Source organism: Halorubrum sp. FL23 (genome assembly GCF_052439115.2).
In the GTDB taxonomy this organism is placed as follows: domain Archaea; phylum Halobacteriota; class Halobacteria; order Halobacteriales; family Haloferacaceae; genus Halorubrum; species Halorubrum persicum.
Genome location: NZ_JBQVRO020000003.1, coordinates 280,995 through 300,490, shown reverse-complemented (window position 1 = coordinate 300,490; position 19,496 = coordinate 280,995). Strand labels below are relative to the sequence as shown.

Sequence of the window (19,496 nt, the reverse complement as noted above, 5' to 3'; positions counted from 1 at the left end):
TCACTCCGACAGCCGGCTCCAGTCGCCGGCGCGGTCGATCTCGGGATCGTCGCGCTCGTCGCGCTCCGCCGGGTCGCCGTGATATCCGATCACCGCCTCGTCGTCGAGCCCACTGAGGATCGCGTCTCGGACCTCCCACGGCTCGGCGAACGTCGTCGCGTCGCACGACTGGAGCGCCGCCTCCAGCCGCCGCTCGCCCGCCGCGGTCGCCAGCTCGAACCCCCCGTACTGCTCGATCAGTTCGCCGGTCGTCACCGGGTACCGGTGTTCGCGGAGCGCTCGTTTCAACGGCCCGAACGTCACCCCGTACGCCCGCGCTTGGTCTTCGTTGTCGTTGCCCATGGTTCGTCCATCATCGCCCGTCGGATTAATTCTCCCGCCCGAACGCGCCACACCGTGGCCGATCGAGCCGTTGGGCCCGCCTCACGGCCCGACGCGGACCGTCGCCCGTACGGCGCGGACCGTCGCCTATACGGCGCGTCCCGTCGAGGGGACGGTATGCGACTCGCGGACGCCACATGGACCGACGTGCGTGACGCCGACGTCGACGTCGCGTTCGTCCCCGTCGGCAGCACCGAACAGCACGGCCCTCACGCGCCGCTCGGCACCGACACGCTCGACGCGGTCGCGGTCGCGGAGGCTGGCGCGGCGGCCTACGAGTCGGCGGGAGCCGCATCGGCGGCAGTCGGATCGACAGCAGACAGAGCGGCGGCGGCCGAATCGCCGACCGAGGGCAAGCGAGAGCGCGGCGACGCCGTCGTCACCCCGGCGATCCCCGTCGGCGTCGCCGAGGAGCACCGCGCGTTCGACGGGACGATGTGGGTCTCTCCGGACACGTTCCGAGCCTACGTCCGCGAGGCGGCCGAGTCGCTCCCGGGCCACGGCGTCAACCGGGTGGTGTTCGTCAACGGACACGGCGGCAACGTGGAGGCGCTCGCGGAGGTCGCCCGCCGGTTCTCGCGCGACGACGCCCACGCGGGATACGCCGTGTCCTTCACCTGGTTCGAGGCGGTCGGCGAGCACGCGAGCGACATGGGACACGCCGGTCCCTTAGAGACCGCCCTGTTGCGCGCGACGCACCCGGAACTCGTCCGCGAGGACCGGGTCGGGGCCGCCCGCGAGGGGGCGACCGACCGCTGGGGCGAGTGGGTTTCGGGGGTGAACCTCGCGCACGACGCCGACGAGTTCACCGACAACGGGGTGGTGGGCGACCCCGCCGCGGGCGACGCCGAGCGCGGCGAGGTTCTCCTCGACCTCGCGAGCGGCGCGCTCGGGGAGCTGGCGGCCGCCGTCGTCGATCGAGAGCCCCGGTAACTGCGCGGTCGCTACTCTTCGTCCTCCTCGCCTTCACCCGTCGTCGCCGCGTCCTGCAGCGCGCCGCGGATGGCGGGGACGGTGCCGGTGAGCGATCCCACCTCCTCGGCGGCGGCCTCGATGTCGCCGACGAGCGACTCCAGCTCCTCGATTTCCGCCTTCAGATCCTCGGCGTCCTCGAAGGCGTCGGCGCGCTCGCCCAGCACGTACGCCTTCTTCGCCGAGCGAACGCTGTCGACCGCGTCGCCGACGTCAAGCGACGACTTCAGCCCGTTGAGGACGCCGAGCACGTTGTCCGCGTCCGTCTCCCACACCGCGTCGGCGCCGGGGAGCTCCGCGCGGGCGGCCTGCAGGTGCTCTCGGACCTCGGCACGGGTTTCCTCGGCGGCCTCGCCGAACAGATCGTCGTCGTCGAACGTGGACTGGCTCATACCCGACTCGTCGTGCCGACGCCCTTTAAAAACGTGCCCGAAAGCGAAAGTGAAACCCGACCCGAGGCGGCGGCTGCGGTCCGGTTCGGTGCGAGCGGCCGTTCAGTTCCACTCGGGCCGGGGTCGGGGCCGGAGTCGCGCCCGATCACAGCCGGAGGACGAGTTCCAGCGCGAACAGCCCGACCAGCAGGCCGAGCACGCCGGCCAGCAGCGCCAGCGTCCGGAGCCACCGCCACACTCGCTCGACCCTCGGCGTCGCGGCCAGCAACCCGGGCCCCCCGGAGGGAGCGCTTTTGGGGTCGCCGTCGGTCACGGTTGAGCGATCGTCGACGAACCAGGTAAAACCGACTATGAGGCCCGTATACTCCCTCGTACGGCTATATAGTTCTGCAGACTCGTATCACTCACGCGCGGTTTCGCGACGGTTTATCCTAATTTCACGACGCCCCCTCAAAGTCGACGACTCCGCTCTCCGCGGTCGCGAGGGTGTCGCATCACCTGAGAATCCTGGTTCATATTTATATCTTCTCTGAGAGTTAAGTGACGTATGTCAACGAAAGAAGTCTCACTGCGAAGCACGATCGGCGGCGTTTCGGTGGAGGGGAAGCTCCACACGCTCAGCGTCTGGTTCATCCTCGCGCTGCGGCTGATGATCGGGCTCGCATTCTTCCAGAGCGGTCTCGACAAGGTTCTCAGCGGCGAGTTCAGCGCCGCGGGGTACCTCCAGAACGCGCCCGCCGCGAACGGCAGTCCGGCCGCCGGCCTGTTCGCCGCGATGGGCGAGACCACGTGGTTCGTGGAGTTCGTGAACGTCGCGGTGCCGTGGGGTGAGGTCCTCATCGGGCTCGGCGTGATCGTCGGACTCCTCACCCGGCTCGCCGCGTTCTGGGGCGCGCTCATGATGGTCCTGTTCTACCTCGGCAACTGGGACATCGCGCACGGCTACATCAACGGGGACTTCGCGTACATGCTCGTGTTCCTCTCGGTCGCCGCCTTCGGGGCCGGTCGGATCCTCGGGCTCGACGCCTACGTCGAGGGGTACGAGGTCGGCGGTCAGCCCCTCGTCGAGCGGTATCCGTGGACCCGATACCTCCTCGGGTGAGGGCCCGTCCGACCCCTCGGTGCCGCGCCCTCCGATCCCTCGCGAACGACGGACTCACCCACGCCCTTCGTTATCATGCATAATATTCGGGTAGCAGTTATTATGCCGATACGATCCCTGCAATCCAGTACACTATGCAAGAGGGATCGTCCTCCGGCATCCGGTCGAGTTACGGCGCGAAGCTCGCGCTGTCGCTGATCGGGGTCATGGGGGTCTCAGTTTCATACGGCGTCATCGTGTACCTCCGTGCGGAGGAGGCCGGGGCCGCGGGCACAGAGGTACGCTCCGGGCTCATCGGAATGACGCTGTTGACGGTGATCGGGCTCGCGCTCATCGGCGTCACCGTCGGATCGAACACGGTCATCTCCCTGCGGCAGCTCACGGCCAAGGCCGAGCGGATGGCCGAGGGGGACCTCGACGTGCGGCTGGAGACGGGGCGAACCGACGAGATCGGGCGGCTGTTCCGGGCGTTCGACGCCATGCGAACGTCGCTTCGGTCCGAGATCGACGACGCCGAGGAGGCCCGTGAGGAGGCCGAACGGGCCCGGCGCGAAGCGACCGAACGCGCCGAGACGGTCGAGCGCAAGGCGACCGAGTACGAGTCGGCGATGCGCTCGCTCGCCGACGGCGACCTGACCCAGCGCGTCGACCCCGACAGCGACAACGAGGCGATGGCTCGGGTCGGCGCCGCGTTCAACGAGATGGCCGACGAGCTGGAGGGGACGGTCGCGTCCGTCGCGACCGTCGCCGAGGACACCGCCGACGTGGCCGGCACCGTCGACGACCGCACGGAGAACCTGCGGACGACGACCGGGACCGTGAGCGAGGCGGTCGAGGAGATCGCCGAGGGCGCGCGCACCCAGCGCGACGACCTGCAGGCGGCGACCGACGAGGCCGAGAACCTCGCGTCGTCGGCCGAGGAGGTCGCGTCCACCGTCACCGACGTGGCGGAGTCGGCCGAACACGCCGCGGCGGTCGGCGAGGAGGGTCGCGAGGCCGCCGAGGAGGCGCTCGCGGAGATGGACGCGGTCGAGGAGACGACCGCCGAGACGACCGCGGAGGTCGAGGCGCTCGCCGCGGAGGTCGAGGAGATCGGCGAGGTGGTCGACACCATCTCGGAGATCGCCGAGCAGACGAACCTCCTCGCGCTGAACGCCTCCATCGAGGCGGCCCGCTCCGGCGCCGACGGCGCCGGCTTCGCGGTCGTCGCCGAGGAAGTGAAGGCGCTGGCGGAGGAGACGCAGGAGTCCGCGAGCGAGATCGAAGCCCGGATCCACTCCGTCCAGGAGCGCGCGGAGACGGGCGCCGACGCGATGGCGCGGACCGAACAGCGGATCTCCGCCGGCGTCGACACCGTCGAGACGACTATCGACGCGCTCGAGCGCCTCGCGGAGGCCTCCGAGCGGACCGACACGAGCATGACCGAGATCACCCGAGCGACCGAGACGCAGGCCGAATCCGTCGACGCGGTGGTCGGCCACGTCGAGGACGTCTCCGCGATCAGCGCACAGACCGCGAGCGCGGCCGGCGACGTGACCGGCGCGGTCGACGAACAGGAACGGACCCTCGGCGCGGTCGAAAACGCGGCGGGGTCGCTTTCGGACCGCGCGATCGCGCTGCGCGACGCGGTCGACGACTTCGAGTTCGCGGCGGGCGCCGGCCTCGATGCCGCCGCGGGCGTCGACGGTGACGCCGGCACCGCCACCACCGCGGTCTCCGACGGGGGGACCGACGGCGGGGCCGCGGACGGCTCCTTCGACTTCCCGCACGAGGACGGGTCTGACGACCGTCCCGATGGAGGAGCGAACGGTGAGGGGGTGAACTGAGATGCTCGTCGACACCGCCGTCTGGGCGTGGATCGGCGTGCTCGCGATGGGGGCCGGCACGATTCCCCCGCTGTGGGCGTGGTTCTCGCGGTCCTCGGAGAGCGACGAGTCGCACGCCGTCTACTACGCCACCCTCGCCGGGGTCACCGGCATCGCGGCGCTCGCGTACCTCCTGATGGCGCTCGATCTCGGCACGCTGTCGACGGCTGCCGGGGAGATCGACCTCGTCCGGTACGTCGACTGGCTGCTGACGACGCCGCTCCTCCTCCTCTACCTCGGGCTGCTCGCTCGCCCGTCGCGCACCGTGCTCGCCGGGCTGATCGGGGTCGACGTGGTGATCATCGCCGGCGGTATCGTCGCCAGCGCCACCACCGGCACGCTCTCGTGGGCCGCCTTCGGCGTCGCCGGTGTCGCGTATCTCGGGCTCGTCTACGGACTGCTCGTCTCGCTCCCGCGGTCGGCCTCGGCCGAGGGTGACCGCGTGCGCGCCGTCTTCGGCACGCTCCGGAACATCACGGTGGTGCTGTGGACGCTGTACCCGGTCGTGTGGCTGCTCGCCCCCACCGGGCTGGGCCTGATGACGCCGGCGACGGAGATGCTCGTGTTCGTGTATCTCGACATCGTCTCGAAGGTCGGCTTCGTCGTCGTCGCGGTCGCGGGCGCCGACGCGCTCGACCGGATCACCGCCGACCGCGGGCTCGGCGTCGGCTCCGACAGCGTCCACGTCGACGCCGGCACCGATGACGAACGCACGACCGTGCTCGGCGACGACTGAGCCGGCTTTCTTCTCTCTCCGCTTTTCGCCGCTCCGGTTTTTGCCGCTCCGGTTTTTGCCGCTCCGCTTTTCCGCTACTCCTCGTCCGCGACCAGGTCCTCGTACCGCGCCCCGGTCTGTTTCAGCGTCTCCGTCGAGTAGAGCCGCTCGTGCGAAAACGGGAGGTGGTCGGCCGCCAGTTCGTCGATCTTCGCGTCGACCGCCTCGGCCTCGCGGCCGTGTATCATGGTGAACAGGTTGTACTCCCAGCCCTGCTCGGTCCGGCGCGGCCGGTGGTAACACAGCGTGACGTACGGGAGGCTCCCGACCGCTTCCCCGCGATCATCGAGCTCGTCGTCCGGCACGTCCCAGACGACCATGCAGTTGTTCGTGAACCCGGTGACGACGTGGTTGACGATACAGCCGATCCGCTTGATACAGCCGTCCGCGAGCAGGCGATCGACCGCCGCGAGCACGTCGTCGATCGGGGCGTCGATCTCGGCCGCCACGTCGGCGTACGGGGTCGCCGACAGCGGGAACCCGTCTTGGATCGCCAGGAGGAGGTCGGCGTCGAGCGGGGCGAGGTCGCCGCGGGCGTTCTCGGAGATGCGCGTGGCGGAGACCGCGGTTTCTTCGAGCGATTCTCGTGCAAATCGATCGCCGTTCACCACTGGGAACTCCAGGTCGATGTAGTAGTCCGTGAGCATCGGCAGGTTCAGCACCTCGCAGCCGGTTCGCTCCTCGATCTCGGCGAGGATCGCGTCCCGGGTCTCCCGCGAGCCCGCGGTGACGACGAACCACTGGTTCCACTCGTGGTCGCGGCGGTAGTTGTGGTTCACCTGTCGATACCCGTTGATCACCTCGGCGACCTCGTCGAAGCGGTCCTCCGGCGCGCGCACCGCGGCGAGCGTCGAGGAGCCGATGACCGGGGGGTTGAGCACGGCGCCGAACCGTCGGAACACGCCGCGCTCCCGGAGACCGCGGACGCGATCGAGGACCTCGTCGGCGTCGAGGGCGACGCCCGTCTCGGCCGCGATCTCGCTGGCAACTCGCTCGAAGGGGCGCGGCTCGACGGGGAAGCCGCTCTGGTACTCGTCGATGAGGGCCGCGTCGACCGCGTCGATGTCGGCCCGCCAGTCGGCGTCCAGACTCATTACGTCGAGTTGGGGTCGCGCCTACGTACGGGTTTCGGAGGCGGTTCGGTGTGGTGGGGCGGTCCGCGGGCTCGGTGTGGCGGGATGGTCCGAGCCGACTCGGCCGAGCCGAACCGTCGGAGCCGATCGGTCGTCAGCGGGGACCGGGGGCCGGTCGCCGGCAGGGGTGTCAGTCGTCAGCGGCGGCCGCACCAGGCGTCGGTGCGAACGCCCGGGCGCTCTCCTCGAGCTGTTCCGTCGAGCAGCCGCCGACGGTCGCGGCCTGTTCGAGAGTCAGTGTGCGGGAGCGATACAGTGTGAGTGCGGTGGCCACGGATTTGGACGTCATCGGGAACAACTGTTCACTAGATGGACGTACATATAACTCTAACGCCTTTCAGAGGTTATACTGGAACCTTTTGCTGACAAAACTGTTCTTATCTACCCTTCTCTGCTTAGAAACCCAACGATCGTCTCCTTATTGTGTGTGGTGGTGTACCACGGACTCGGTGCGAGCCGGCCGACTCACCGCACCTCGCCGCTCGCGCGCACCGGAAGCGGGGCGGGGGCTCGGTCCTCGGGCGGTTCACTCTCCGCCCCGGCTGACGCGTCGATCCTTCCCCTTCCCAGCGTTCGGGAGGGGAGCGGGGGACTTTTCGTTCGAGGTCCCCAACGACGCGTATGGCTCAGGCGACCCAGGAGTTCGGCGACTGGCCCCTCAAACGGCTGATGACCGAGGTCTGCGGCTCCGGCCACAAGTCGGCCGACGACCTCACGCGCGCGCAGGCGACCGAGGCGTTCGAGCGCATCCTCGCGGACGAGCCCGACCCGACGACGCTCGGGGCGTTCTGGCTCGCGAACCGCTGGAAGCGGAACACGCCCGAGGAGCTGGGCGCGTACGTCGACGTGATGTGCGATCGCGTCGAGTACGCCGAACCCGACGCCGACCCCGTCGACTGCGGAGCGAACTACGACGGGAAGGGGCGCTCGGCGATCCTCGGCGTCGCGGCGGGCGTCGTCGCGGCCGCCGCGGGCACCCCGGTCGTCGTCCACTCCGGCGACCGAGTCCCCACGCAGAAACAGGACGCGTACAAGCACGTCCTCGACGAGCTCGGCGTCCACACCGAGCTGACGCCCTCCGACTCGGCCGACATGGTCGACGAGACGGGCTTCGGCTTCTACTACCAGCCGGCGTTCAACCCCGCCATCGACGACCTGTTCGACCGGCGCGACCAGATGGGCGTCCGGACGTTCGTCAACACGATCGAGACGCTGGCGAACCCGGCCGGGGCGTCGGTCCACCTCGGCTCCTTCTACCACCTCGCGTTCGCGAAGAAGGTCGTCGACACGTTCGTGGAAAGCGAGTTCCACGACCTCGACCGCGTCCTGATGTTCCAAGGGATGGAGGGGTACGACGACGTGCGCCCCGGCTACACCAAGGTCGCCGAGTGGGACGCGGGCGGCTCCGACGCCGACGAGGCCGGCAGCGACGGCGCGTCCTTCGACGACTTCGAGATCGAGACCGCGGAGTACGGGATGGACCTCGAAGAGGAGGACCTCGCGGTCGACGACGTCGCGGCCGAATCCGCCGCGATCACCGAGGCGGTGCTCACCGGCGAGCGCGACGGCGCCTTCGCCGACGCGGTCGCGGTCAACGCCGCGCTCCGGATCTACGCCCGCGAGGACGCCGACTCGATCGAGGAGGGCCTCGACGCCGCCCGCGCGGTCATCGACGACGGCTCCGCGCACGACGTGCTCGAAGCGCTCCGCGACTTCTGACCGCGGCCGACGCCCGGCCCCGTCGGCGTTCGTTCGCTGGGCGGTCGCTTTCGCTGCCTCTTAACCTTTTCACGCCCCGGATCGGCGGATCTGGGTCGAATTTGGGAGAGAATTCGGAAAGCCGTCTTGAGGGCGGAGCACCAAGTGAGTGTGTACCGAACATGACCCACGATACCGCATCCCACCATGCCGACGTGTGAGCACTGTGACGCGCACGTCTCCGAACGATTCGCCCGGGTGTTCTCGGACGCTCGCGGCCGGATACACGCGTGTCCGAACTGCTCGGCGAACGCCGGAATCGCGGAGGTCGCGAAAGAACGTGCGCAAAACGTCTGAGTCCCGCTGACCGTCCCTTTTCGGCCCGCCCCGTCTCTCCGCTGCTTCGGCTTTCCGGGGTCCCCGCTCGGACGACGCCTAGCGCTCGGGCGCGGGCGGCATCGCGCGCTTGTGGGCGCTGCGCTCGTAGAGCTCGACCACGCGGTCGACCGCCTCCTCCGGCACGTCGAGTTCGCGGACCGTCGCCGCGCGCGAGAGCCCGCCGTCGACGTGGACCGCCAGAATCGCGTCGACGGTGTCGTAGTCGAGCCCCATCTCCTCGGCGTCGGTCTGGCCCTCCCACATCCCCGCGGTCGGCTCCTGCATCACCAGATCGCGGGGGACGCCGACGTGCGCGGCCAGCTGGCGCACCTGCTGTTTGTAGAGGTTCCCGATGGGGTTACAGTCGACCGCCTGGTCGCCGTACTTCGTGAAGTAGCCCGTCATCGCCTCCGCGCGGTTCCCCGTTCCCAACACCACCCTGTTCTCGGCGTTGGCGACGAAGTAGTTCAACACCGCCCGAGTCCGGACGTAGACGTTCCCCGCCGCCATGCGGTCGTCGGCGGCCTCGGGGAACGCGTTGAAGACGGACTCCGCGATCGGCTGGATCTCGACAATGTCGTACTCGACCCCGAGCTCGTGGGCGACGCGCTCGGCGTCGCTCATCACGTCGGGGTCGTTCACTTCGGCGGGCATCGTGATCCCGTGTAACCCGTCCTCGCCGAGCGCCTCGACGGCGAGGTAGGCGACCAGCGTCGAGTCGATCCCGCCGGAGAGCCCCAGCACGGCGCCTTCTGCGCCCGCATCGTCGACGAGATCGACGATGAAGGCGACGATGCGCTCGCGGGCGTTCTCCAACTCTGCGTCGGAGAGGCGGAGGTCGAGCGGAGGGTCGTCCGACAGCAACACCGACTGGTCCGAGGTCCGGCTCATGGGTTACGTCTGGTGCCGAGGCGACTAATACCTCCCCGTCGGCGCGGGGAACTGGACGCGCGTCGGGTTCCACGGATCGTAACCCTCCGATCGGCGCGTTCTTCGGCGGTGAACTACAGGAGTCCTTCCTGCTCGGCCAACAGCAACCCCTCGAGCGTCGCGTCGTTCGTCGGCGGCTCCCGCGCGACCGCCAGCGCCTCGTCGATCGGGACCGTCCGCGGAACGAGGAACTCGTTGCTGTCGTGGTCGACGTCGACCGGCTCCAACCCCTCCGCGAACACGTAGCCGCGCGTGTGACGCAACACGCCCGTCGAACACCACACCTCTTGGAGCAGGGAGGTCGACGACGGCGCGAAGCCGGTCTCCTCGGCGAGCTCGCGCGCGGCGGCGGCGGTGTACGACTCGCCGGCCTCGACGATGCCCGCGGGCAGCTCCAGCTGGGTGTTCCGCACGGTCGGCCGGTACTGCTCGACGAACAGCACGCGGTCGTCGGCGACGGCGATCACGACCGTCGCGGGCGACAGCTCGGCCCAGTAGTACTTCTTCTCCGTCCCGTCCGGCTGCTCGACGCGGTCGTATCCGCCGACGAACCACCCCTCGTCGTACTCGACGACGACCTCCCGGACCGGCCACTCCGGCTCGCCGGGCAGCGAGTGACGCCGACCGTCGTCGAAGGCCGAGAGACCGCTGAGATCGTCGCTCACGGCTGTCCCACCTCCACGTAGTAGGCCTGCCCGTCGCGTCGGACGCGGACCCCGTCGTCGACCGCCGCCTCGGGCACCTGTTGGGTAAGCGCGTCCACCTCGTCGAACGGGGTGTGGGTGAACCACTCTTTCACTCCGTACGGGCCGGTCTGGTACCCCTCGGAGCGCCCGTCCGCGCTCGCGATCGCGCTCGTGAGATACGGATATCGCCGGTCCGAGACGTTGTTCACGTCGGCCGCGGTCTCGTTCGTCTCGATCGGCTCGGCGGTGAGGTAGTAGGGGTCGCCGCTCCCGAGGTAGCTCGGGAGCGCCCCCAACGCGAGCAGGGCGACGGCGATTACGGCGATGGCGATGAGGAGGTTCCGGGTGACCCGGCGCATGGTCGCCGTTGGCGCCGGCGGGGAATACCGGTTTCGCCCGCGGCGCCCTCGCCCCGGCACTCGCCCCCTCGGCGCCGACGCGCTTTACTCGCCCGCGCCCCTGTCTCCCCCATGGAGTTCCGGTTCGAGCTGGCGCTGTGTGCCGCGCTCGAATCACCGGACCGCGTCGTCGCCCGCCAGTTCGGGGCCGGGATCGAGAACCCCGGCGGCCGGATCGTCGACGTCTGCGTGCTGACGCCCGGACCGGGGTTCGACCGGCGCGCGGCGATCACGCCCGACCGGATCCCGGAGCCCGCGATCGAGGCGCCGGTCGGTCCCGGTGAGGCGGTTCCCATCCAGCGGGCGTTCGATCTCCCGCCCGACCGCGCCGAGGCGGTCGCCGAGCGCGCGGCCGCGGTCGGCTACCTCGAACGCGAGCGCCGCGACGGGCGACCCGTCGTGCGCGCCACCGCTCGGTACCCCGACGACTGGGTCGGCTCGCTGACCGCGATCGAGAACAAGCCGGACCTCGGTTCCCCCGGCGATCTGACGGCCCAGCTGCGGTACGACGCCGCGCTCGGACTGTTCGACGAGGTCGTGCTCGCGACCGCCTCCTACGTCACGCGCGCGCACCTCAACCGGATCCCGGAGTCGGTCGGCGTCTGGCGGTTCGACCCGGACACCGGCGAGCGCGAGGTCGTCCGAGAGCCGACCCCGCTCGACCCCGACGCGTCCGGCGTCGAGATCCGGGAGGAGCGCGCGCTCCGGACCGACGTGACGCTCGTCGACCCCGCCGCGAAGGCGCGGAAGCGCCGCCGTCTCGCCGAGCGCGCGTACGGGAAGGGGTGGCGTCCGGAGCCCCCGGCTTGCGCGCACGCGACGATGACCGCCGACGGGCGACCGCGCTGCGAGCGGTTCGACCGCGTCGTCGATCCGGGACGCGACTGCGGCGCGGCCTGCGACGTCCGCGAGCCCGCGGATCCGCCGCGCACAGACGAGGACCGTCTCCGCGACGAGCGGACCGCGTGGGTGGCCGACCCCGCGGGCGACGGTCCCCGCCGCCAGTCCGGGCTCTCGCGGTTCCTGTGAGCGCCGTCGCCGGTCTGCGTGGCAACGCTTTATACGCCGACGACGGAACGTGTGCACATGGACGACATCGAAGACGTGTTCGTCGCGCGATTGATGACGAGCGAACTCCACACGGTGACGCCGGACACGCTGGTCGAGGACGCCGCGGCCGTGCTGCTCGACAACGACATCAGTTCGGCGCTGGTCGTCGACGAGGCGGGCGCCCTCGTCGGCATCCTCACCACGACCGACTTCGTCGACATCGTGGCGAAGAGCCAGCCGAAGGCCGAGACGACGGTCGAGCGGTACATGACCCGAGAGCCGATCACGGCGAGCGCCCAGGACTCCGTCTCGGCGGTGGCCGCGACGATGGTCGAACACGGGATCCACCACGTGCCGGTCGTCGAGGGCGACGAACCGATCGGGATCATCACCACCTCCGACTTCGCCGCGTACGTCTCCTCGCCGGAGGCGCCGTCGCCGTAAGGGGCCGCCGTCGTCGCACCGCGCTCGCAACCCCCGACAAGTGCCGCCCCTTTCTGGGGGGTCATACGCGCGGATCGCGTACCGCGATCCATGCCCGATCACCTGCATCTCAACCTCTTTACCATGGCTTCGGTCGAGCACGTCTCGCCCGGGTCGTGGACCTATCCCGGCGACCGGTCGCCGGAGTACACCGACCGGGAGTATTGGACCGAGGTGGCGCGCACCGCCGAGCGCGGCGGCTTCGACGCGGTGTTCTTCGCCGACGTGCGCGGGATCTACGACGTGTACGGCGGCGACCGCGAGACGGCCGTCGAGAAGGCGGTCCAGACGCCCGCGAGCGACCCGCAGCTCATCGTCCCCGCGATGGCGGAGGTCACCGACGACCTCGGCTTCGCCGTGACGCGCTCGACGACGTACACACACCCCTACCAGCTCGCGCGGGAGTTCTCCACGCTCGACCACCTCACCGACGGACGCGTCGCGCTCAACGTCGTCACCTCGTACCTCCAGTCGGCCGCCGAGAACCTCGGGCTCTCGGAGCGGATGGACAAGGAGACCCGCTACGACCGCGCCGACGAGTTCCTCGACGTCTGTTACAAGCTCTGGGAGGAGTCGTGGGACGACGACGCCGTCGAGATCGACCGCGACTCCGGACGGTACACCGACCCCGAGAAGGTCTCGGCGATCGACCACGAGGGCGAGCACTTCTCCGTGCCCGGTCCGCACGGCTCCGAGCCGTCGCCGCAGCGCACGCCCGTGATCTATCAGGCGGGGTCGTCGGACCGCGGGCGGGCGTTCGCGGCCGCGAACGCGGAGGGCGTCTTCGCCAGCCAGCCCACCGAGGAGGGGATCCGCGAGTACATGGCCGACGTGAAGTCGCGCGCGGCGGACCGCGGGCGGGACCCCGAGAGCCTCCGCTTCTTCATCGGCGTCGTCCCGGTCGTCGGCGAGACGGAGGCGGCCGCCGAGGCGAAGTACGAGGCGTACACGCGTCACGTCGACGTCGAGGCGACGCTCGCGCTCCTCTCCGGCTTCCTCGACATGGACCTGTCGGCGCTCGATCCCGACCAGAAGGTGGAACACATCGAGACCGACGCGATCCAGGGGACGATGAACGCGTTCACGAAGGCCCAGCCGGACCGCGAGTGGACCGTCCGCGAGATCGCCGAGTTCTGCGGGCTCGGAACCACCTCGCCGACGATCGTCGGCACCCCGGAACAGATCGCCGACGAGTTGGAGCACTGGCACGAGGAGGTCGGCGTCCACGGCTTCAACGTGAAGGAGGTCGTTCGCCCCGACTCGTTGACCGACTTCGTCGACCTGGTCGTGCCCGAACTGCGGGAGCGCGGGCTCGTCCCCGATCCGGACGACGCGGGAGACGCGCCGCGCGGCGACGGCACCCTCCGCGAGCGGCTCCTCGGGACGGGACAGTCGCGGCTCCGAGACGACCACCCGGCGAAGCAGTGACCGGGAGCGGCGTCCGTGCGGCGTCGCGGCTCTCCCGTCGGCGCCGGAGACGACAACTCTGCCGCCCCCGGCACGCTTAAGTGGATTCCCCCGCTTCTCTCTGGTGACGCTTCGCTTGGAGGGCCGAAGCGTCAGCGGGGACCTACTGAACGGCACGCCTGTGCCACCTTTTCCCGGCACGGGCGTGCCGTTCGTTCCTTTGATCACCCGAGAGCGGCCGCTCTCTCCCGATCGTGCGCCTCGAGTACCGCGGTTTCGGTCGATTCGTACCCACCGCCGACACACCCAAGCGGCTCGGCGTCGACCGCCGGGTATGCCGCTCTTACAGTTCTCGACGACTCTGTCGCTCTCGCCGGCCGAGCGCGAGTCGTTCGCCGCGTTCGTCACCGACCGGTACGTCGAGGAGATGGAGACGACCGCCGGACACGTCGCGGTGACGATCGATGAACTGGACCCTTCGGCGATGGCGCTGGGTCGCGCCGTCGACGGGCCACTGTTGTTCCTCGACGCCGAGATCCGAGCGGGCCGCCCGTTCGAGTACAAGCGCGCGTTCGCGCTCGCGGTCATGGAACGCGCGGTCGCCGAGCTCGGCGTGCCGGAGCCGAACGCGAAGGTCGTGTTCACCGAGCACGCGGGGGAAGACATGATGGGGGTCGACCGGGTGGGCGGCGACTGGGCGGGCGAGTGACTCTCCCGAGACCGTGACCCCGGCGGCGCCCGCCGCGCTCTCTGTCCCCGTTAGAGTCCTTCGCCCTGATACGCCCCGTCGTAACTCCCCTCGTGGTCGGCGGCTGCAAGCACCAGCTGGGCGATCCGCGCGCCCGGCTCGATCGCGATCGCGTGTCCCACGTCGAGGCGCCCCTCGCCGACGCCCTCGTAGCCCGCGTCCCAGACCGCCGTATCGAGGGTACAGGAGTTGCGCAGCAGCGTCGACCGCGGGAGCACGAACCCGATCCGCTCGTCGGGGATCCGCACCGGCTCGCCGTACCGGACCACGTACGTCCCAGCCTCCAGCCGGTACGCGCCGTCTTCCGGTTCGAGCGCTTCGCGCTCGCCGACGCGCTTCCCGTCGCGGCGGATCGCGCCCGGCTCCGTCTGCTCGAAGACGGCGCCGACCGTCAGGTCGACCCCGTTCGGCTGTCGCTGCCCGTCGTCGAGGTCGGCGCCGCCCGCTTCGAGGGCCGCCGCGACCGTCGCTCCCGAGTCAAACATGTCCCATCGGATCCGCGGGCGAGACTAAACGGTGTCGTCCGCGATCAGGCCGCCGATCGGGCCAAGCGCAGGATCGCTCAATACGGCCGATTTCGGCGGATATAGGCCTTTATGGGCCTTATACACTCGTTACGGCTATTCTTGTCGTGGGGAATGATATCACTCACACAATCTCGCAATAATTGCTCGATCTGCCGATCTAACACGGTCGATCTTGCAAAAAACTCGCGGGTTTTATATCCACGGGAGAGCCAACTTCGGATGATATGGGAAAGACAATTACGGAGAAGATCCTCGATGACCATCTCGTCGAGGGCGAGCTGACGCCCGGCGAGGAGATCGGCATCGAGATCGACCAGGTGCTGACGCAGGACACCACGGGGACGATGGTGTGGCTCCAGTTCGAGGCGCTCGATCTGGACGAGGTCCAGACGGAGCTCGCCGCGCAGTACTGTGACCACCAGACGTACCAGTTCGACTTCAAGAACACCGACGACCACCGCTTCCTCCGCTCCGCGGCCGGCACGTACGGCGCGTACTTCTCGCGCCCCGGCAACGGGATCTGTCACCAGGTCCACAAGGAGAACTTCGCGGCGCCCGGCAAGACGCTGCTCGGCTCCGACTCGCACACGCCGACCCCCGGCGGGCTCGGCCAGCTCGCGATCGGCGCCGGTGGCCTCGACATCGCCGTCGCGATGGGGGGCGGCCCCTACTACGTCGAGATGCCGGAAGTCGTCAACGTTCACCTCGAGGGCGAGCTCCCCGAGTGGGCGACCGCCAAGGACATCGCGCTCCACCTGCTCGGCGAGCTGACCGTCAAGGGCGGCGTGGGCAAGATCTTCGAGTACACCGGCCCCGGCGCCGAGAACCTCACTATCCCCGAGCGGACCACGATCACGAACCTCGGCACCGAGCTCGGCGCCACCTCCTCGATCTTCGCGACCGACGAGAAGACCAAGGACTGGCTCGCGCGCCAGGACCGCGAGGAGGAGTACGTCGACCTCCAGCCCGACGAGGACGCGGAGTACGCGGAGACGATCGAGGTCGACCTGAACGATCTCGAGCCGCTCGTGGCCGCGCCGTCGATGCCCGACAACGTCGCCCCCGTCAGCGAGTACGAGGGCACCGACGTCGAGCAGGTCATCGTCGGCTCCTGTACCAACGGCGCCTACGAGGACATCCTTCCCAGCGCGAAGATGCTGAAGGGTCGCGAGGTCGCCAAGCAGACCGAGATGATCGTCGCGCCCGGCTCCAAGCAGGCCTCCGAGATGCTGGCCCGTGAGGGATGGACCGCGGAGATGATGGCGGCCGGCGTCAACTTCTCCGAGGCGACGTGTGGCGCGTGTATCGGGATCGGCCACGTGCCCGCCTCCGACTCCGTCTCGCTGCGTACCTTCAACCGCAACTTCGAGGGCCGCTCCGGCATCGAAGACGACTCCGTCTTCCTCTGCTCGCCGGAGGTCGCCACCGCGGCGGCCATCACCGGCGAAATCGTCGACCCGCGCGACCTCGCCGACGACCTCGGCGACCTCGAGGCGCCCGGCCTGGAGATGGGGACGAAGTACGGCCCCGGCATGGGAGAGGACGACTCCGACATCATCTCGCCCGACGAGGCCATCGACGACGGGCTCGTCAAGGGCCCGAACATCGGCGACGTGCCGCTCAAAGACGGGATCGACGTGGACGGCGGCGAGGCCCTCCTCAAGATGGAGGACAACATCACCACCGACCACATCATCCCGGCGACCGCGGACATCCTGAAGTTCCGCTCCAACATCGAGAAGCTCTCCGAGTTCACGCTCTCGCGCGTCGACGACACGTTCGCGCAGCGCTCTCTCGACGCCGACGGCGGCGTCCTCGTGGCCGGCGAGAACTACGGGCAGGGCTCCTCGCGTGAGCACGCGGCCCTCTGTCCGATGTACCTCGGCATCGAGGCCGTCTTCGCGCAGAGCTTCGCCCGCATCCACAAGGCGAACCTGTTCAACTTCGGTATCGTCCCGCTCGCGATCGACGCGGAGACGTACGAGAAGATCGACCAGGGCGACGACATCGAAATCGTCGACGACGTGCCCGCGGGCGTCGCCTCCGGCCAGGAGGAGTTCACCGTGAGCGTCAACGGCGAGTGGGAGTTCACGGCCGACCTCGACGCCTCCGAGCGCGAGCGCGACATCCTCGGGGCCGGCGGCAAGCTCTCGTGGGTCAAACAGCAGCACGCTGACGGCGACTCCGGCGCAGCGCCGGCCGACGACTGAGCGCGCTGTCCCGCGGTCGACGCGCCGTTTCGGCATCTGCGTTCTCCATTTTTCGCGCGCCTACACCTTCAGCAGCGGCTACGCGGATTGCCGACGTGGTCGACCTTCTCGGTCGACGGTCGCGATCGTCTCCGTGAGTGACGCTGCACGGCGCCGTCGCTCTGCGGGTCGGAGTGAAGCGGGGGAACCGCGAAAACGCGTCCCGTCGGTCCCAACGCGGAACCGGCGTTAGCGGGCCGCGGCGGCGACGCGTTCGCGCTCCTCCTTCTGCGAGATGGAGTAGGAGCGTTCGGGGTCGTAGTCCGCGGCCGTGATGAGCTCGTTGGCGAGCGCCTCGGCGGCGGCGGTCGTCGACTTGTACGTCGCGTTAGCGACGCCGTCGGAGATGAACAACAGCGCCTGATCGACGCGGCGCTGCGGCGCGACGTCGACCGCCTTCGGGACGGAGATCCCGCCGTACTTCAGGCGGACGGTCTCCTCGCGGGGCGCGGCGTTCTCGACGGCCGTCACGAGGATCTGGACCGGGTTCTCCTCGGTCCGCTCGTGGATGATGTCGAAGGCGTCGCGGACGATCCGCGTCGCCTGCTGTTTCTTGCCCGTGTTCTCGTCGGTCTGCATCAGGCGGTTGATCAGCCGCTCGACCAGGGAGATCTCGGACTTCTTGAACTGCTTGGACGCGTGTCGGCCCATCGTGTGCGCGATGGGCGTCACGGTCATGTAGCGCTTCGTCGAGGGGTCCTCGTAGGCGATCTCGGTGACGTCCCAGACGCCGAACAGCTGGGCGTTCTCGTTGGCGGCCTCGCTGGACGCGGGCGCGTCCGGATCCGGCTCGTCGGCGGCGACGTCCGCGTCGGACGGCGCCTCGGTCTCCTCCCCGCTCATCTGACGGGCTTCTCCGCGTTTCCGCGAACCAGTTCGATCATGGAGACGCCGTTGACCTTCTCGACTTTGTAGTTGACGCCGGAGAGGTCGCCCATCGCGCGACCCTTCGCCCCACCGATCCCGGCGATCGTGACCTCGTCGTGCTCGTCGATGAACGAGATGGCGCCGTCACCGGGACAGAACGCGGTGACCTGCTTCCCGTTCTTGATGAGCTGAACGCGGACACACTTTCGGATCGCCGAGTTCGGCTGCTTTGCCTCGATCCCGACCTTCTCCAGCACGATCCCGCGGGCCTGCGGGGCGCCCTCGAGGGGGTCGGACTTCTTCTTGAGCCCGCGCTCTCGCCGAGCGTACTCGGAGTCGGACCAGCGGCGCTTCTGCCGGTCCTGTTTGAGCTTACGGGCCGCGTATTTGCCGTTCGCCATCGTACATCCACTTCCAAACGGAGCTACTTAAGCGTCGTCTTTCGACCCGGAGAAACGCCCTCAGATCGCTCGAACGGTACCTCTCGTCCGTTCTGAGGGTGTTTTCCGGAACGAGTCGGTCGAAAACGACGGGTGCTCTCGCCGGCTTACCGGCTCAAAAGTTGCGAGCGCCCGTCGTTTCGCCCGGACGGTATCGATTCGAGATCGCGCCCGCGAGTCAGGCGCTCGTGGCCTCGCGCGCCTCCTCGATCCAATCGGGCTCCGACACCGTCGCGCCGAGGTCGCGGTAGTCGATGTCGACGTCGACGGTCGCCTCCTGTCCGTCGTGCTCGCCGGCCCACGACTGCTCGAGCCGCGGCACCACGCCCGACTCGTACACGTGGACGCTCGCCGACGCCGTCTCGATCGTCCCGGGAACGTTCCGCTCGCCATCGAACGAGTCGGCGGTGAACCGGGCCGTCGGCTCCCCGCGCACCTCGCCCTCGCCGTCGCTCGTCGGGTTCCACAGGTTCAACCCCTCGTACTCCGCCTCGCCGCCCGCGGTCTCGCCTTCGACGCGGATCCCTGTCACGACCTCCATACGCATCACTTCTCCGAGGTCGTCTGCCGACCGGTCGACCGGCTGCCGACCGTACCGCGTCTCGTCGCCGGTCTGCTGGCGGACCAGCACCTCGTCGTCGGCGACGTACAGCTCCGACATGTCGGTCTCTTCGGTCTCCGTCAGCTCTTGGCGCACGTACTGGCGCCCGTTCTCGAGGTCGTACGCGGACTCGTACTCCTGCGAGGGGAGCCACGGGCTCGGCTCCGCGTCGCCATCGTGGGTCGTCTCCGCGACCGAGAACAGCGTGGCGCCCCCGGCATCGACGAGCGCTTGGACGTGGGTTTCCGAGAGAGTCACCACGTCGAGGCCGTCTTCGTCTCGCCAGTCGGCGTCGGGGAACGGGCGGTCGGATCCCCCGCCGAGACAGCCGGTGATTCCGACGGCGACTCCGGTCCCGACCCCGGCGAGGAAGCGTCTCCGGTCCATGCCGCGACAAACGACCGCGTCGGCAAA

At 69.2% G+C, this 19,496-nt stretch carries 22 protein-coding genes; 11 read left to right on the top strand and 11 right to left on the bottom strand.

Translation table 11 applies throughout. The features are described from left to right. Nucleotides 1-342, bottom strand: coding sequence for a DUF5789 family protein (locus tag ACT4MF_RS05585; RefSeq protein ID WP_444681985.1), 342 nt, complete (start codon nucleotides 340-342; stop codon nucleotides 1-3). 156 nt (nucleotides 343-498) lie between these two features. Here ACT4MF_RS05585 and ACT4MF_RS05580 point away from each other — a divergent pair, with 156 nt between their 5' ends. Beyond that, nucleotides 499-1,314, top strand: a complete 816-nt coding sequence (locus ACT4MF_RS05580) for a creatininase family protein (protein ID WP_444681984.1) — start codon at nucleotides 499-501, stop codon at nucleotides 1,312-1,314. An 11-nt stretch (nucleotides 1,315-1,325) separates the two neighbouring features. On the opposite strand, the gene ACT4MF_RS05575 is transcribed toward ACT4MF_RS05580, so the two are convergent. Then, complete coding sequence (locus tag ACT4MF_RS05575) at nucleotides 1,326-1,745, bottom strand: DUF5790 family protein (protein ID WP_099255810.1); 420 nt, start codon at nucleotides 1,743-1,745, stop codon at nucleotides 1,326-1,328. A 547-nt stretch (nucleotides 1,746-2,292) separates the two neighbouring features. On the opposite strand from ACT4MF_RS05575, the gene ACT4MF_RS05570 reads away from it, so the two are divergent. The 3 genes from ACT4MF_RS05570 (at nucleotide 2,293) to ACT4MF_RS05560 (ending at nucleotide 5,448) form a co-directional block, all read left to right on the top strand. Continuing rightward, nucleotides 2,293-2,847, top strand: coding sequence for a DoxX family protein (locus ACT4MF_RS05570; RefSeq protein WP_444681983.1), 555 nt, complete (start codon nucleotides 2,293-2,295; stop codon nucleotides 2,845-2,847). A gap of 134 nt (nucleotides 2,848-2,981) precedes the next feature. Further along, on the top strand, nucleotides 2,982-4,673 hold the full coding sequence (locus ACT4MF_RS05565) for a methyl-accepting chemotaxis protein (RefSeq protein ID WP_444681982.1): 1,692 nt from the start codon (nucleotides 2,982-2,984) through the stop codon (nucleotides 4,671-4,673). A 1-nt stretch (nucleotide 4,674) separates the two neighbouring features. Then, the gene (locus tag ACT4MF_RS05560) at nucleotides 4,675-5,448 is read left to right on the top strand and encodes a bacteriorhodopsin (RefSeq protein ID WP_099255814.1); all 774 of its coding nucleotides are present in this window, start codon (nucleotides 4,675-4,677) and stop codon (nucleotides 5,446-5,448) included. A gap of 74 nt (nucleotides 5,449-5,522) precedes the next feature. Here the strand turns inward: ACT4MF_RS05560 and ahbB are convergent, their stop codons facing one another. Continuing rightward, nucleotides 5,523-6,581, bottom strand: a complete 1,059-nt coding sequence (gene ahbB / locus ACT4MF_RS05555) for a siroheme decarboxylase subunit beta (protein ID WP_099255815.1) — start codon at nucleotides 6,579-6,581, stop codon at nucleotides 5,523-5,525. Between the two features lie 169 nt (nucleotides 6,582-6,750). Then, on the bottom strand, nucleotides 6,751-6,909 hold the full coding sequence (locus ACT4MF_RS05550) for a DUF7317 family protein (RefSeq protein WP_180271807.1): 159 nt from the start codon (nucleotides 6,907-6,909) through the stop codon (nucleotides 6,751-6,753). Nucleotides 6,910-7,241: 332 nt separating this feature from the next. On the opposite strand from ACT4MF_RS05550, the gene ACT4MF_RS05545 reads away from it, so the two are divergent. Together ACT4MF_RS05545 and ACT4MF_RS05540 are read left to right on the top strand one after the other, a co-directional pair. Next, the gene (locus ACT4MF_RS05545; protein WP_099255816.1) at nucleotides 7,242-8,339 is read left to right on the top strand and encodes an anthranilate phosphoribosyltransferase; all 1,098 of its coding nucleotides are present in this window, start codon (nucleotides 7,242-7,244) and stop codon (nucleotides 8,337-8,339) included. Nucleotides 8,340-8,525: 186 nt separating this feature from the next. Further along, entirely contained in the window at nucleotides 8,526-8,675 is a 150-nt protein-coding gene (locus ACT4MF_RS05540; RefSeq protein WP_444681981.1) for a DUF7563 family protein, read from the top strand. Between the two features lie 78 nt (nucleotides 8,676-8,753). Here ACT4MF_RS05540 and ACT4MF_RS05535 read toward each other — a convergent pair whose 3' ends face one another. The 3 genes from ACT4MF_RS05535 to ACT4MF_RS05525 all read right to left on the bottom strand — a co-directional run bounded on the left by ACT4MF_RS05535 (nucleotide 8,754) and on the right by ACT4MF_RS05525 (nucleotide 10,671). Beyond that, nucleotides 8,754-9,587, bottom strand: a complete 834-nt coding sequence (locus ACT4MF_RS05535; protein ID WP_444681980.1) for an NAD+ synthase — start codon at nucleotides 9,585-9,587, stop codon at nucleotides 8,754-8,756. Nucleotides 9,588-9,700: 113 nt separating this feature from the next. Beyond that, nucleotides 9,701-10,291: an NUDIX hydrolase gene (locus ACT4MF_RS05530; protein WP_444681979.1), complete on the bottom strand. Its 591-nt coding sequence runs from the start codon at nucleotides 10,289-10,291 to the stop codon at nucleotides 9,701-9,703. Then, nucleotides 10,288-10,671 (bottom strand): hypothetical protein, encoded by a 384-nt coding sequence (locus ACT4MF_RS05525; RefSeq protein ID WP_444681978.1) that lies wholly within the window; start codon nucleotides 10,669-10,671, stop codon nucleotides 10,288-10,290. The genes ACT4MF_RS05530 and ACT4MF_RS05525 overlap by 4 nt, the downstream gene beginning before the upstream one ends. 111 nt (nucleotides 10,672-10,782) lie before the next feature. Between ACT4MF_RS05525 and ACT4MF_RS05520 the strand changes: the two genes are divergently transcribed. From ACT4MF_RS05520 to ACT4MF_RS05505, 4 genes are all read left to right on the top strand, one after another. Next, a complete protein-coding gene (locus ACT4MF_RS05520) occupies nucleotides 10,783-11,739 on the top strand; it encodes a DUF5787 family protein (protein ID WP_444681977.1) in 957 nt (318 codons plus the stop codon). A 57-nt stretch (nucleotides 11,740-11,796) separates the two neighbouring features. Next, complete coding sequence (locus ACT4MF_RS05515; protein WP_444681976.1) at nucleotides 11,797-12,204, top strand: CBS domain-containing protein; 408 nt, start codon at nucleotides 11,797-11,799, stop codon at nucleotides 12,202-12,204. Nucleotides 12,205-12,294: 90 nt separating this feature from the next. After that, nucleotides 12,295-13,671: an LLM class flavin-dependent oxidoreductase gene (locus tag ACT4MF_RS05510; RefSeq protein ID WP_444681975.1), complete on the top strand. Its 1,377-nt coding sequence runs from the start codon at nucleotides 12,295-12,297 to the stop codon at nucleotides 13,669-13,671. 313 nt (nucleotides 13,672-13,984) lie between these two features. Further along, complete coding sequence (locus tag ACT4MF_RS05505) at nucleotides 13,985-14,359, top strand: tautomerase family protein (RefSeq protein WP_444681974.1); 375 nt, start codon at nucleotides 13,985-13,987, stop codon at nucleotides 14,357-14,359. A gap of 50 nt (nucleotides 14,360-14,409) precedes the next feature. Here ACT4MF_RS05505 and ACT4MF_RS05500 read toward each other — a convergent pair whose 3' ends face one another. Continuing rightward, entirely contained in the window at nucleotides 14,410-14,883 is a 474-nt protein-coding gene (locus ACT4MF_RS05500; protein WP_444681973.1) for a deoxyuridine 5'-triphosphate nucleotidohydrolase, read from the bottom strand. A 266-nt stretch (nucleotides 14,884-15,149) separates the two neighbouring features. On the opposite strand from ACT4MF_RS05500, the gene ACT4MF_RS05495 reads away from it, so the two are divergent. Further along, complete coding sequence (locus ACT4MF_RS05495) at nucleotides 15,150-17,135, top strand: aconitate hydratase (protein WP_099255825.1); 1,986 nt, start codon at nucleotides 15,150-15,152, stop codon at nucleotides 17,133-17,135. 228 nt (nucleotides 17,136-17,363) lie between these two features. Here ACT4MF_RS05495 and ACT4MF_RS05490 read toward each other — a convergent pair whose 3' ends face one another. The 3 genes from ACT4MF_RS05490 to ACT4MF_RS05480 all read right to left on the bottom strand — a co-directional run bounded on the left by ACT4MF_RS05490 (nucleotide 17,364) and on the right by ACT4MF_RS05480 (nucleotide 19,469). Then, a complete protein-coding gene (locus ACT4MF_RS05490) occupies nucleotides 17,364-18,017 on the bottom strand; it encodes a 30S ribosomal protein S7 (protein ID WP_444681972.1) in 654 nt (217 codons plus the stop codon). Continuing rightward, on the bottom strand, nucleotides 18,014-18,442 hold the full coding sequence (locus ACT4MF_RS05485) for a 30S ribosomal protein S12 (RefSeq protein WP_004048726.1): 429 nt from the start codon (nucleotides 18,440-18,442) through the stop codon (nucleotides 18,014-18,016). The genes ACT4MF_RS05490 and ACT4MF_RS05485 overlap by 4 nt, the downstream gene beginning before the upstream one ends. Before the next feature lie 217 nt (nucleotides 18,443-18,659). Beyond that, a complete protein-coding gene (locus ACT4MF_RS05480) occupies nucleotides 18,660-19,469 on the bottom strand; it encodes a hypothetical protein (RefSeq protein ID WP_444681971.1) in 810 nt (269 codons plus the stop codon). Nucleotides 19,470-19,496: the final 27 nt, after the last annotated feature.